10 protein-coding genes are annotated in these 13,103 nt (G+C 41.4%); 4 read left to right on the top strand and 6 right to left on the bottom strand.

Going from position 1 to position 13,103, the window contains the following annotated elements; genetic code table 11:
* Nucleotides 1-169: 169 nt before the first annotated feature.
* From HLV59_RS13050 to HLV59_RS13040, 3 genes are all read left to right on the top strand, one after another.
* A complete protein-coding gene (locus tag HLV59_RS13050; protein ID WP_171430133.1) occupies nucleotides 170-1,516 on the top strand; it encodes an MFS transporter in 1,347 nt (448 codons plus the stop codon).
* A 31-nt stretch (nucleotides 1,517-1,547) separates the two neighbouring features.
* Nucleotides 1,548-2,828: an OprD family outer membrane porin gene (locus HLV59_RS13045; RefSeq protein WP_216606721.1), complete on the top strand. Its 1,281-nt coding sequence runs from the start codon at nucleotides 1,548-1,550 to the stop codon at nucleotides 2,826-2,828.
* Between the two features lie 252 nt (nucleotides 2,829-3,080).
* Nucleotides 3,081-5,279, top strand: a complete 2,199-nt coding sequence (locus HLV59_RS13040; protein WP_171430132.1) for an OsmC domain/YcaO domain-containing protein — start codon at nucleotides 3,081-3,083, stop codon at nucleotides 5,277-5,279.
* A gap of 64 nt (nucleotides 5,280-5,343) precedes the next feature.
* On the opposite strand, the gene HLV59_RS13035 is transcribed toward HLV59_RS13040, so the two are convergent.
* From HLV59_RS13035 to HLV59_RS13020, 4 genes are all read right to left on the bottom strand, one after another.
* Nucleotides 5,344-7,014, bottom strand: a complete 1,671-nt coding sequence (locus tag HLV59_RS13035) for a GMC family oxidoreductase (protein WP_171430131.1) — start codon at nucleotides 7,012-7,014, stop codon at nucleotides 5,344-5,346.
* 27 nt (nucleotides 7,015-7,041) lie between these two features.
* Complete coding sequence (locus tag HLV59_RS13030) at nucleotides 7,042-7,935, bottom strand: alpha/beta hydrolase (RefSeq protein ID WP_081174809.1); 894 nt, start codon at nucleotides 7,933-7,935, stop codon at nucleotides 7,042-7,044.
* 72 nt (nucleotides 7,936-8,007) lie between these two features.
* Nucleotides 8,008-8,862: an SDR family NAD(P)-dependent oxidoreductase gene (locus HLV59_RS13025; protein WP_081174808.1), complete on the bottom strand. Its 855-nt coding sequence runs from the start codon at nucleotides 8,860-8,862 to the stop codon at nucleotides 8,008-8,010.
* A gap of 44 nt (nucleotides 8,863-8,906) precedes the next feature.
* Nucleotides 8,907-10,394: a flavin-containing monooxygenase gene (locus HLV59_RS13020; protein ID WP_171430130.1), complete on the bottom strand. Its 1,488-nt coding sequence runs from the start codon at nucleotides 10,392-10,394 to the stop codon at nucleotides 8,907-8,909.
* 135 nt (nucleotides 10,395-10,529) lie between these two features.
* On the opposite strand from HLV59_RS13020, the gene HLV59_RS13015 reads away from it, so the two are divergent.
* Nucleotides 10,530-11,543 carry an AraC family transcriptional regulator gene (locus HLV59_RS13015; protein WP_171430129.1) on the top strand — a complete coding sequence of 338 codons (1,014 nt, stop codon included), beginning with the start codon at nucleotides 10,530-10,532 and terminating at the stop codon, nucleotides 11,541-11,543.
* Nucleotides 11,544-11,588: 45 nt separating this feature from the next.
* Here HLV59_RS13015 and ttdB read toward each other — a convergent pair whose 3' ends face one another.
* Both ttdB and ttdA read right to left on the bottom strand, forming a co-directional pair.
* Nucleotides 11,589-12,197 carry a L(+)-tartrate dehydratase subunit beta gene (ttdB, locus tag HLV59_RS13010; protein WP_000722967.1) on the bottom strand — a complete coding sequence of 203 codons (609 nt, stop codon included), beginning with the start codon at nucleotides 12,195-12,197 and terminating at the stop codon, nucleotides 11,589-11,591.
* Nucleotides 12,194-13,093: a L(+)-tartrate dehydratase subunit alpha gene (ttdA, locus tag HLV59_RS13005; RefSeq protein WP_002163154.1), complete on the bottom strand. Its 900-nt coding sequence runs from the start codon at nucleotides 13,091-13,093 to the stop codon at nucleotides 12,194-12,196. The genes ttdB and ttdA overlap by 4 nt, the downstream gene beginning before the upstream one ends.
* Nucleotides 13,094-13,103: the final 10 nt, after the last annotated feature.

The following is a 13,103-nucleotide window of genomic DNA, read 5'->3' as shown; positions in this document are numbered from 1 at the left end:
TTTATAATTTTAGTTGATTTTTTGGATCCAAATATTCAGTATAGAAAAAGAGCAGGATGCTCAAAGAACAAATATTCCTCTAGGTCATTATGGATACGGATATGCATAACCACCCAATCGCTCATATCAGCAATGTCGTGTGTATGTCTTATCCAAGGGAGATACACAAATGGAAAGAGACGTTCTAAGTGAGATCAATCAAAACAACATGAGCCGCTACCAATGGTTCGTCATTTTGATCTGTATTTGTCTCAATATTATTGATGGCTTTGACGTGATGGTAATGGCATTTACCGCTCCATCCGTGTCTGCGGAATGGTCACTTTCAGGCGCACAAATTGGTTTATTACTCAGTTCAGGCCTTTTTGGAATGGCTGCCGGTTCAATTTTTCTCGCACCTTTAGCCGATAAAATTGGCCGTCGTTTACTCATCTTAGTCTGTCTTGTGATTGCAGGTCTTAGCATGTTGGGCTGTGCTTTTGTACAAAGCCACGGCATGTTAGCAGCACTTCGGTTTATTACCGGAATTGGGGTAGGTGGGATTCTTGCCAGCAGTAATGTGTTGGCGAGTGAATATGCCAATGCTCGTTGGCGTAGTCTCGCAGTGAGCTTAATGTCTACAGGTTATGGAATTGGCGCGACACTTGGTGGAGTGCTATCACTGGCTTTGATTGAACATTTAGGTTGGCGCTCAATCTTTTTAGCAGGTGGCGTTACTACCATTGCAATGCTGCTGATCAGCGCATGGTTATTACCAGAATCTTTAGATTATTTACTCGCGAAACGACCAAAACAGGCACTCGAACGGATTAACACAACGGTAAGTCGTATGGGGCTTAACCAACTGCCAGTTATGCCACGTTATGAAAAAATCAACACACAAAATGGTAGTGAACTGGGCAAGTTATTTGCAGGACAACAGGGATTTCAAACACTTTGTCTTTGGTTTGCATTCTTTTTAGTGATGTTTGGTTTTTACTTTGTCATGAGCTGGACACCAAAAATTCTTATTTCAATGGGGATGTCACCAGAGCAAGGTGTAAGTACCGGTATTTTAATTAGTATTGGCGGGATTTTCGGGGCAGCCATTATTGGTTTATTGGCATCACGTATGAAAATCTTCTATGCCTTAAGCCTGTTTTTAGGTCTAACGTCTGCATGTGTTTTCCTATTTGTCGCAGTCTCATCTCAAGTCAGCATTGCACTCATGGTGGGGTTATTACTTGGCACACTTATTAATGGCTGTGTAGCAGGTTTATATTCTATTTCTCCAACAATTTATGTTGCCGAAATTCGTAGTCGCGGTGTGGGCTATGCCATTGGTTTTGGACGAATTGGAGCAATTTTATCGCCAACGGTCGCAGGCATTTTTCTGGATAAAGGGATAGCACCCGCAACGCTGTATGCCTATTACGGTGTGGTCTTTATTTTGGCTATTTTCCTGATTTTAAGTTTGGGTAATGCTTTTTATCGAAGTAAGAAAGAGCAGAACTATTCGCTTAAAACAGCGCCTTAATCCATTAAAAATTAAATAGTTGAGATAAAAAATGAAAAAGACACCATTGTGGGTGGGGATATGCTTGTGCCCATTATTTAGTCAAATTCTGCATGCCGAATTTATTGCAGACAGTAAAGCTGAGCTGACACTCCGTAATTTTTACTTTGACCGAGACTATAAAAAAGATCCATATCCCTATACAGCAGGTAGAGATTGGGCGCAGGGTTTAATTTTTAAAGGGCAGTCTGGTTATACAGAAGGCACTGTTGGGTTCGGTGTAGATGTGCTGGCAATGGCGGGTTTTAACCTGATGGGAAGCCGTGCTGATGACTATGCACGGAGTGGCTTATTGCCAGTTAATCCTGATAACTCGCGTGATGATTATTATGGAAAAATAGGTATTACAGGGAAGGCTAAATTTAGAAAAAATGAGCTTTTTGTGGGGGATTTAGTTCCACAATTACCGACCATATTTTCATCGCCAGCGCGTTTGTTCCCTCAGACTTACCGTGGTATCCGCTTTGTTTCAAATGAAATTCCAAATCTTCAACTCGAAGGTTTTTATGTCGATGAAGTACGTCAACGTGATTCGATTCGTTATACCGATGTTGGAACAGACAATATCAATCATCGTTTTGACAAAGCGGCAACGACTGATTCTTTTTATACATTAGGTGGAAGCTATCAGTTAAAGGATTATCGTTTACGGGCTTACCATGCAGAACTCAAGGACATTTACCAGCAACAGTTTTTGGGTTTTAACGGGAAGCAGCCTTTAAATGATCAGCTTAATTTTTTAAGTGATGTACGTTTTTTTAATAGTGAGGAAACAGGTAGTAAAAAAATAGGAGAAGTCGATAACCGACATGTGAGCGGCTTATTTGGTTTGAACTATCAAAACCATACGGTTTCTTTGGGCTATATGCAGTCATTTGGCTCGACTGGTCTGCCTTTTTTGTCTGGAACAGAAAGTCCTGTTGTGCTTGATTTTATGAGTTCGGACTATTCAAATAAAGACGAAAAAGTCTATTCGATTCGTTATGAATATGACTTTAAAAATGCACGAGTAGGTGATGTTTCATTAAACGGACTGCGCTTTATGACTCGCTATGCAAAAGGCGAAGATATTGATTTGTTGCAATACGGCGATCAGCGTTTTAAAGAAGAGTCGATGGAATTTGATTTAGGTTATAAAATTCCTGAAGGTAAGTTAAAAGGTTTGGGAATGCGAGCCCGTTTTTCTCACTATCGCAACGATATGCCAAGTAATATGACATTTCATTCGGCAAATGAAACGCGGTTAAATGTCGATTACACTTTTAAGTTTTAATGTTCAATATTTAACTAAATTCAAGACAAGTTAAAACATTGTGAGCAGCAATGTTTTAACTTTAGTTATCAACTGCACAAAATCCCTCTATAATACCGCCAATCTTATTAAAGCCAATTGAGTCGTTCATTAAACACATGGCTTTAATCTCTCATTTTTTTAAGTCAATTTCTTCGCTGTGATTCGGCTTATTTTTCAATATTTAGAATTTTATGTGTCTGTGCTGACACATAAAAATATTTAGGTGCCAGCATGGAAATCAAGGTTAATTATCTCGACAATCTTCGACAGGAAGCTAAGTTCGATGACTTTACGGTAATTGCCGATCAACCAATTCGCTACAAGGGTGACGGTTCGGCACCGGGCCCATTTGACTATTTTTTAGCATCATCAGCATTGTGCGCAGCGTACTTTGTAAAAGTGTATTGTGCCGCTCGAGATATCCCAACCGATAATATTCGTTTATCGCAAAATAATATTGTTGATCCTGAAAACCGCTATAAGCAAACCTTTAAAATTCAAATTGAATTACCAGCTGATATTTCAGAGAAAGATCGCCAAGGGATTTTACGTTCGATTGACCGTTGTACTGTTAAAAAAGTGATTCAAACGGGTCCTGAATTTATTATTGAAGAAGTGGAAAGCATCGATGCAGATGCACAAGCATTGTTATTACCAAGCTTAACTTCAGAAAGCCATACTTATATTCAAGGTAAAGACCTACCGCTAGAAGAAACCATTGCCAATATGTCAGCTATTTTGGCAAATTTGGGTATGAAGATTGAAATCGCGTCTTGGCGTAATATTGTCCAAAATGTATGGTCATTACACATTCGTGATGCACAATCCCCGATGTGCTTTACCAATGGTAAAGGTGCAACTAAAGAAAGTGCTTTAGCTTCTGCATTAGGCGAGTTTATTGAGCGTTTAAACTGTAACTTCTTCTATAATGACCAGTTCTGGGGTGAAGAAATTGCCAATGCTGAATTTGTGCATTATCCAGATGAAAAATGGTTTAAACCGGGTCCAAATGGTGAATTACCTAAAGAAATCTTAGATGAATACTGTCTTGAGATTTACAACCCAGATGATGAGTTATTGGGCACACATTTATATGATACCAACTCAGGCAACGTAGAGCGTGGCATTTGCTCACTACCTTTTGTGCGCCAGTCTGACGGTGAAGTTGTCTATTTCCCATCAAATTTAATTGAAAATTTGTACTTAAGTAATGGTATGAGTGCGGGTAACACTTTGGCAGAAGCCCAAGTTCAATGCTTGTCAGAAATTTTTGAACGTGCTGTTAAACGTGAAATTTTAGAAGGTGAAATTGCACTTCCAGATGTTCCTGAAGACGTATTAGCAAAATACCCAAGTATTGTTGCCGGTATTAAAGGTTTAGAAGAGCAAGGTTTCCCTGTATTAGTTAAAGATGCATCGTTAGGTGGTCAGTTCCCAGTAATGTGTGTGACTTTAATGAACCCACGTACAGGTGGGGTGTTTGCATCTTTCGGTGCGCATCCAAGTTTTGAAGTTGCGTTAGAACGCAGTCTGACTGAGTTACTTCAAGGCCGTAGTTTTGAAGGCTTAAATGATTTACCTCAACCGACTTTCCAAAGTAATGCGGTCACTGAGCCGAACAACTTTGTTGAGCACTTTATTGACTCAAGTGGTTTGGTCTCTTGGCGCTTCTTTAGTTCTAAATCTGACTATGACTTTGTTGAGTGGGATTTTTCTGGAGAAGGCGAAGAGTCGAACGCAGAAGAAGCTGCAACATTGTTCGGTATTCTCGAAGAGATGGGCAAAGAAGTGTATATGGCAGTCTATGAGCACTTAGGTGCGACCGCTTGCCGTATTTTGGTACCGGATTATTCAGAAATTTATCTCGTTGAAGATTTGATTTGGGACAATACCAATAAAGCACTTTCATTCCGTGAAGATATTTTAAATCTGCATCGTTTGGATGATGAACAACTCGAAGCGTTGGTTGAGCGCTTAGAAGAATGTGAGCTAGATGATTACACTGAAATCACCACACTTATTGGCATCGAGTTTGATGACAATACAGTTTGGGGGCAGCTAACAATCTTAGAGCTGAAATTGCTGATTTATGTTGCTTTACAACAATTTGAAGAAGCAAAAGAGTTAGTCGAAACTTACTTGCAATATAACACCAACACCGTTGAGCGTGGCTTGTTCTATCAGTGCATGAATGTGGTGCTTGAAGTGATGTTAGATGAAGAATTAGAGCTTGAAGACTACCTTACGAATTTCCGCCGTATGTTTGGTGATACACGAATGGATGCGGTATTAGGTTCTGTTGATGGTAGCGTTCGTTTCTATGGCTTAACACCAACAAGCATGAAACTAGAAGGACTTGATCGTCATTTACGTCTGATCGAGAGCTATAAAAAATTGCATGCAGCTCGTGCTAAAGCCGTGGCGATGTAATTTAAAAAGCGAAAGAAAAAAGCCTATTCTAAAATAGGCTTTTTTTATAAAACAAAATTCTAAATTAAGCAGAAGCTTTAATGATCTCTACGGCCTCTGCATCTGCTGTATGACCTTGTTGATCATTCAAAGTATGTTTAGCTGGAATATAAGACATTGCACGTTCTGCAAGAGCTGTAATGGTGAGACTTGGGTTAACCCCCAAATTTGCACCTAACATTGAGCCATCTACCACGTATAAATTTTTATAGCTAAAGACACGGTTTTGTCCATCTACCACGCCACGCTCTGGACTGGAAGCAATTGCACAACCACCCATACAGTGGGCTGTAAAAGGCACGTTAAACAAAATTTCGGTAATAGTTGTCATTGGGTGACCATTAAACATTTTGGCAACTTTTTCGGTAAATGCATTGGCCTGCGGAATATAAACTGGCAGCTTTTTACCTTCGCTCGATAACACCTTACCAAAAGGCCAGAACCAATTACGTTTCAAGCGCATGTTAATTGAGGCATCAGCTGTTTGCATCACCAAGAAAATTAAGGTCTGACGCGCAAAACTGACAGGATTACTCATGCGAAGGAAAATAAATGGATGACAGATAAGTGCCCATAACCAAAAGAAGATACGTGTCCAACCCGGTTTGCCTTTAGCCATATAAGTGCACATAAGACCCATGGCATCTGAACCAGTTTGGTAGCGGGTCGCTTCAATGTGAGTGTCATGGTCAATGTAAATACTTGAACCAATGGCAACACCTTTACTCATGTCGACATCTTTACCAAAAAAGCGAACACCTAAAATCGACTCGGCATTAGTACGAACCCGATTACCCAAATCATCAGAAATATTTGGCAGAGAACCGGACTGCTTTAAGCGGAACAACATCTCTTGCGTGCCCAAAGACGATGCCGAAAAAATTACGTTACGAACATGCCATGTACGACGCTGTTTGTTAAACCATGAGCTTGAGCATTCGGTAGTGACTTCATAGCCATCGCTGCCATCTGCTTTACCATTGAGGGGCTTAACATCAACAACTTTGGTTTCTTCGTAAACCTTGGCACCATTTTTTTCAGCAAAGTACAAATAGTTTTTATCTAAGGTATTTTTTGCGTTGTGTTTACAACCCGTCATACAGCCGCCACATGCGGTACAGGTTCCGCGGTCTGGACCTTCGCCGTTAAAATACGGGTCAGGGTAGGTCTTGCCGCCTTCTTCACCTTCGGGTGGAAAGAACGTTGCAACACGAGTGGGTTTAAATGTGTGCCCAACACCCACTGCATCGCCCATTTTTTTGAGCATATGGTCGGCTGGACCGAAAATTTTATTATCCGTCACCCCAAGCATACGTTCTGCTTCAGCATAGTGCTGTGGCATTTCATTTTTCCAGTCCGCCGCATCTGCCCATGTACCTTCATCCCAAATATGTTCAGGTGGAACCAGTAGGGTGTTTGCATAGGTAATTGAGCCACCACCTACAGCGTTCCCGCAAATAATGGTGACATGGCGAAAAAAACGCATGTTGAAATAACCGAAAAGTTTCATGCCCGGGCGCCAAATCCAGCGACGGGTATTCCAGTTGTTTTTAGCAAAATCTTTAGCTTCCCAGCGTCGCCCCATTTCCATTACAGCAACTGAATAGCCTTTTTCGGTTAGACGGCAAGCAGAAACACTACCACCAAAGCCTGAACCAATAATGAGGTAATCATAGTCATAATTGTTTGTTGTCATGCCGAGGACTCCTCTCTGGCGATATTTTTATATTGACTGTGTATGTTTATCAATGAATTGCCCAATGCGCTCAATCGAGTCATTAGATTCATTTAGTATACCCGCGTGGAACTGAAAAACATGTCCGACTCGGTCATAAACCTTCAAGTTCGTCGGAATACCGTATTTTTCGGTTTGTTCAGCGAGACGTTTTGCATCGTCTAATAAAACTTCTTCGGTACCGACATGAATCAAAATAGGCGGTAATCCACTTAAATCTGCATAGAGTGGAGAACAAGTTGGATCGGTTGCCGATTTTTGGCCGCAGTAGTTTTTTGCACACCAAGCTAACCAATCTTCTGAAAGCATTGCATCTTGAGCAGTATGAGTTTTCATTGTGCTTCCAGAAAGGCTTAAGTCAACCCACGGTGAAAGTAAAACTAAAGCCGCTGGCAACGATAACCCTGCATTCTTTATCGCAATTGCAGTACTTAAACTCAGTCCGCCGCCAGCAGAGTCGCCAGCGATCACGAGTTTTTCTGGGGCTTGTCCTTGAGCAAGTAAAGCTTTATAGACTGCAATGACATCTTCAATAGCAGCAGGACTTGCGTATTCTGGGGCTAGGCGATATTCAGGTAACCAAACTTGTGCCTGAGCTGCGTGTCCAATTTGAGCAGCAAGTTTAGTGTGACTTTTTGAGCTGCCAACTACATAGCCACCACCATGTAAATATAAGATACCGAGCCCTGATTTAGTCGTTTTAGGCTGAATATGGACTGTCGGTACTTGAGCAATGGTTTGCTTTTTTGTTTTATAGCCACGTGGACCAAGCACAATAGCACTGGCTGTATCGCTACAAAAACGCTGTAGCTTTAGTGGTGTTTTAGGGGATAAAGCTGGACGTAGCGTGGTACGAATAGTCCATGCAAGAAGCTGCTTCATAATAAGGACTCATACTAAGCATTTAATGTCAGTCAGCATCTCGTAAAATGAAGAGTATGCTGACCACTGTTTTTATTTTGCTGATTTGTTGAGTAGGCGAGTTTGCAAGGCAGTTGCAGTGGCAAAAATCTTTTGGTAACCCTGTGGAAGAATACGTTGAATCACATCAACGGCTTTCGCATCGGCTCCAATGAGTAAGCGGCGGCGGTCCTTACGAACAGCTTCTAAAATTTGTTGAGCTGCATCGTCAGCGGGGGTGCGAAGTAATTTATCGAAAGCATCCTGACTTTTTAAAGGATCCATTCCTAAAGACTGGACGCTATTATTCATGCGGGCAGCTTTGGCAATATTGGTACGAATACCACCCGGATGCACACAGGTCGCACTCACTCCAGCATTTTGTAGATCGAGTTCTTGGCGCAATGATTCAGTAAAGCCACGAACGGCAAATTTACTAGCGTTATAAGCACTTTGAGTTGGTTGAGCTGTTAAGCCGAACATACTGGAAATATTAATAATATGCCCATCACCACTTTGCTTTAAGTAAGGTAAAAACTCTTTGGTGCCATAAACTACGCCCCAAAAATTAATACCAATGAGCCATTCAAGGTCTTCGTAGCTCACACCTTCAGCCGTACTACCAATTGCGACACCAGCATTATTAAAAATCAGGTTAATTTGGCCATGTTCATCTACTACTGCCTTTGCCCAAGCGGCCACTTCATCACGCTTAGCTACATCAACTTTTTGAGTGGTGACTTTGACAGAATAAGGTGCCAAAAGCTCGACTGTTTTAGCTAATCCAGCTTCACTAATATCGGAAAGTGCCAGATGGCAACCTTGTTTTGCCAATGCAATAGCAATTGCTTGTCCAATACCAGAACCCGCACCTGTCACAGCTGCGACTTTATTTTTAAAAGACTTCATAAAATTCTCCGTTTATTTTTCTCATTTCCTATGGTGAAGCTTGTTTAAGAAATAGCCGAAATCTGAGTGTAGTTTTCAATATCGAAGCGGCGAGTACGTTGTCGATATTCAAGGGTAAAACCTGGCCAGTTATTGGTATTTTTGCCGTCAGCAGTCTGATACCAACTGGTACAACCTTGTGCCCATACGGTTTTTTTCATTTTTTCTTGAATGCTTTGATTAAACTCATGTTGAACTTCTGCACGAACATTGGTGAACAGAAGTTTGTTTTGTAGGGTTGTTTGAATGGCATCTAAAATATAATTTACTTGGCTTTCAATCATATACACAATTGAGTTGTGCCCAAGATTGGTATTTGGACCATAGAGCATAAAGAAATTTGGAAAGCCGCTAACAGTTAAACCGAGATAAGCTTCTGCACCATCTTTCCATGTGTCTTTTAAGGTGCGACCATCAAGACCTGTAATCTGCATAGGCGCCATAAATTCTGTTGCGGCAAAGCCCGTACCATAAATAATGGTATCGACTTCACGCAGATTTCCTTCCGTATCTAAAATGCCATTTTCAGTAATTTCTTGAATGCCCGTATTAATCACATCGACATGAGGCTGGGTCAGTGTTTCATACCAATGGTTAGAGATTAAAATACGCTTACAGCCAATTGGATAATCTGGCATTAAATGATGACGCAACTTCCCATCTTTAACGACTTTACGAATGTGACGCTGGAATAAATATTCCACCAAAGGCATTTCATTTAATGAAGTGGTAAAGGCCAGCAAACGAATTTCATGATGACCATACTGCAAAGCTCGATCCAGACTTTGCAAAATAGGTAATTTACGGAAAGCCTTTTTCTCTAAAGGTTGGTAAACCCGATCTGGTTTTGGAATCACGTAAGGTGCTGAACGTTGATAAACGTCTAGATGTGCTACTTGTTTTGCAATTTCAGGTACAAACTGAATTGCGCTTGCACCGGTACCAATCACTGCAACACGTTTGCCAGTTAAGTCATAATCATGATCCCAACGCGCTGAGTGAAATGCTTTACCTTTAAAGTTTTCAATGCCTTTAAGTTTTGGATAGGCAGGGCGATTGAGTTGGCCTACAGCGCCCACTAAGAATTCAGCTTCGAACTGTTCACCAGAAGTACTTTGAATGTGCCATACACCTTGCAGAGCATCAAATTCTGCACTGGCTATTTCAGTATTAAATTGAACATGTGGACGAATATCATATTTATCCGCGCAGTGGCGTAAGTATTGATAAATCTCTTGAGATGTACCGTAGCGATTTTTCCAACCTAGCTCTTGTTCAAAAGAAAAAGAATAAAGATGAGAAGGAACGTCGCATGCAGCACCTGGATACGTGTTGTCACGCCAGACACCGCCGACATCGGCAGCTTTTTCAAATAGAGTAAATTGTTCAAAACCTGCTTGTTTGAGACGAATGGCAAGTCCTAGACCACCAAAGCCAGTGCCAATAATGGCGATGCGTACATTTTTATTTGAATTAGTCGACGAATTAAACATAGGCTGCTCTAAATCCTTAAAAACAGTGGGCGAAAGAATCGCAATTTCCTGTATGCAGAATAGACGTTTATTAACTTGATTTAGAGGATGGATGAGGACAAAATATTGTGATTCGAGGACATTTTGGAAAGTACAGTGACGTACGCTTGGGCATTTGAACGCAGCATACATAGTGTCCGACTCATGGCTGATTTTGCAGTAGAAGCAGGTGCTTCTTATCAGACCATTTTAGACGGAACAGGACTGAGTCAACAGCAGTTGCTTGACCCGAATATGGTGGTGTCAGGACAACAGGAATTACAGCTCATTCATAATCTAGTTGCACAGTTTCCAGAACGACCAGTGTTGGGCTTAGAAGTGGGCATACGCTATCATTTCACCACATTTGGGCCATTAGGTATGGCTCTGATGAGTAGTGCGAGCATTCGTGAAGCACTGGATTTGGCTTTAACCTATTTTACTTTAACCTTTGCTTTTACCCGCTTTGATGTATCTGATACATCACAGGGAGTTCGCATCGAAATTGATGAGCAAGATATTCCCTTATCAGTGCGTCAATTCATTATTGAACGCGATGCCGCTGCACTCATTACGGTACAGCGAGATTTGGTGCAGGACAATTTTTGCCAGTATTTGGCTTTTTCTTTCCAACTCAAAGGTGATGCAGAGCCTTATCAGAACTTATTTGGTGTGATGCCAGAATTTGATGCAGCTAAAAGCTTTGTAATTCTTGATCCGCAAAAAGTAGATCAAAAGCTACTTATGGCAAATGATCTGGTTTTACATACAGCTGAAGAGCAATGTCGGCAAATTCTTGATAAACGTCAGTCACAAAAGAAGTTCACGGCATTGGTGCAACAACAATTGATGAATATTCGCGGTGAAATGCCATCCATGGAAGTGGTTGCTAATCGACTGCATTTAAATACTCGCACTTTACGTCGCCATTTAGCGCAAGAAGAGATGACGTTTATCCAGATTCGTGAAGAAGTTAGACAGGTTTTAGCAGAGCAATATTTGACCGTACCTAAGGCTTCAGTTGAACAGATTGCAGAGTGGTTAGGTTATGCAGAACCTGCCAGTTTTATTCATGCCTATAAAAGATGGCATGGGAAAACACCTCATGCCATGCGTTTAGTACAAAAATAAAAAAAGATGAAGGGGCTTTTGCTTTCCCTTCATCTAAAGAGTGGTTTATTTAATAAAGCTCAGTTGTTTGCTGATTTTTTCTAAAATCGGGGCTTTCTTGGCCTGAAATTCAACTTTGTTTTGTTGAATCAGGTTATTGCCTTTAGTGTCGATAGAAATAATGAGCGGACCAAATTCTCTCACTCGATTTATCCAAAGGGTTTCTGGCATACCTAGGTCTTGCCATTCAGCGCCTTCAATTTCTTCAACTAAGGTTGCTGCGAGTACTGCGCACCCACCTGGGAAAATCGCATGAACCGCAATATTTTCCTGACATCCAGCAGCTGTTTCTGGTCCCATGCCGCCTTTACCCACAATAAGCTTAACACCAGTTTGTTTGATAAATTCCCGTTCGAATTTTTCCATCCGCATACTGGTTGTTGGACCAATCGAAACCATTTCGAAGTCGTTTTCACCTTTCTTGCGCACAATAGGGCCAGCATGAAAAATCGCTCCGCCTTCAAGATTAACTGGTAGTTCTCGACCTTGTTCGATCAGTCTGCGATGGGCAACGTCACGACAAGTTACCAAACGGCCAGTCAAATAAACGACATCACCGACTTTAAGGTCTAAAAGATCTTCATCTTTGATTGGTGTTGTCAGAATTTTTTTCATAGTACAACTCCTTCATGAGACAAGATTTCATAAGACATATCTGGGTTAATCTTAATTTTGCCTCGGCGATGTGCCCAGCAACCTGTATTTACGGCAACCCCAATGGTTGATGGGTGGCGTGCAGAAGATTCAATATTGACTCCCATTACACTGTTATTACCTGTGAGTCCTTGAGGGCCAATACCAATTTCATTAAGACCTTGTTCTAACAGTTGTTCCATTAAGGCAGCGCGTGGATTATCACTTGTTGAGTCAACCGGACGCATAATCGCGAGTTTAGAAAGACGAGCAGCGGTTTCAACCGAAGTTGATACGCCCACACCAACCAGTAACGGCGGACAGGCATTTACACCACGTTCGGTAATAACATCCATCACAAATTCAGCAACACCTTCATAGCCTTGACCTGGCATTAAAACTTTTGCCGCACCCGGTAGGGTACAACCGCCGCCAGCCATATAGACATCAATGGTACAAGTGTCGAGTTCAGGCACAATACGCCAGTCTAACCATGGAATTTGAGTACCCGTATTGGTGCCCGTATTTTTTTCATCGAAGGTTTCAACAGCATTGTGACGTAAAGGACCTATGCGTGTTGCTTCAGCAGTTGCTTCGCTCAAAATATCTTGAAGTTCACCAAGCAAAGGGAAGTTAGCACCGGCTTCAACGAAATATTGAATGACACCTGTGTCTTGACAGCTTGGGCGGTTGAGTTTATCCGCAGCTTGCTGATTTTCTTCCATCGAATCATAAACTGATTTAGCCAATGGATTGGTTTCTAAAGTACGCAGTTCAATTAACTTGCTTTTCACATCTTTAGGTAGGCGTTTTCCAATATAAGCCGTAAATTTGGCCATGGTGTCCGTAAGGGACTGGACGGCAATATCTTTGTCCATGTTGTGCTCC

This window comes from Acinetobacter lactucae (assembly GCF_013122135.1).
In the GTDB taxonomy this organism is placed as follows: domain Bacteria; phylum Pseudomonadota; class Gammaproteobacteria; order Pseudomonadales; family Moraxellaceae; genus Acinetobacter; species Acinetobacter lactucae.
Note: the sequence above shows the minus strand (reverse complement) of the source record. Positions and strands in the feature narration are given on the sequence as shown.

Excerpts from the sequence above, each read along its gene's own strand:
- HLV59_RS13050 (WP_171430133.1), top strand. The coding sequence starts at position 170 with ATGGAAAGAGACGTTCTAAGTGAGATCAATCAAAACAACATGAGCCGC.
- HLV59_RS13045 (WP_216606721.1), top strand. The coding sequence starts at position 1,548 with ATGAAAAAGACACCATTGTGGGTGGGGATATGCTTGTGCCCATTATTT.
- HLV59_RS13040 (WP_171430132.1), top strand. The coding sequence starts at position 3,081 with ATGGAAATCAAGGTTAATTATCTCGACAATCTTCGACAGGAAGCTAAG.
- HLV59_RS13035 (WP_171430131.1), bottom strand. The coding sequence starts at position 7,014 with ATGACAACAAACAATTATGACTATGATTACCTCATTATTGGTTCAGGC.
- HLV59_RS13030 (WP_081174809.1), bottom strand. The coding sequence starts at position 7,935 with ATGAAGCAGCTTCTTGCATGGACTATTCGTACCACGCTACGTCCAGCT.
- HLV59_RS13025 (WP_081174808.1), bottom strand. The coding sequence starts at position 8,862 with ATGAAGTCTTTTAAAAATAAAGTCGCAGCTGTGACAGGTGCGGGTTCT.
- HLV59_RS13020 (WP_171430130.1), bottom strand. The coding sequence starts at position 10,394 with ATGTTTAATTCGTCGACTAATTCAAATAAAAATGTACGCATCGCCATT.
- ttdB (WP_000722967.1), bottom strand. The coding sequence starts at position 12,197 with ATGAAAAAAATTCTGACAACACCAATCAAAGATGAAGATCTTTTAGAC.
- ttdA (WP_002163154.1), bottom strand. The coding sequence starts at position 13,093 with ATGGACAAAGATATTGCCGTCCAGTCCCTTACGGACACCATGGCCAAA.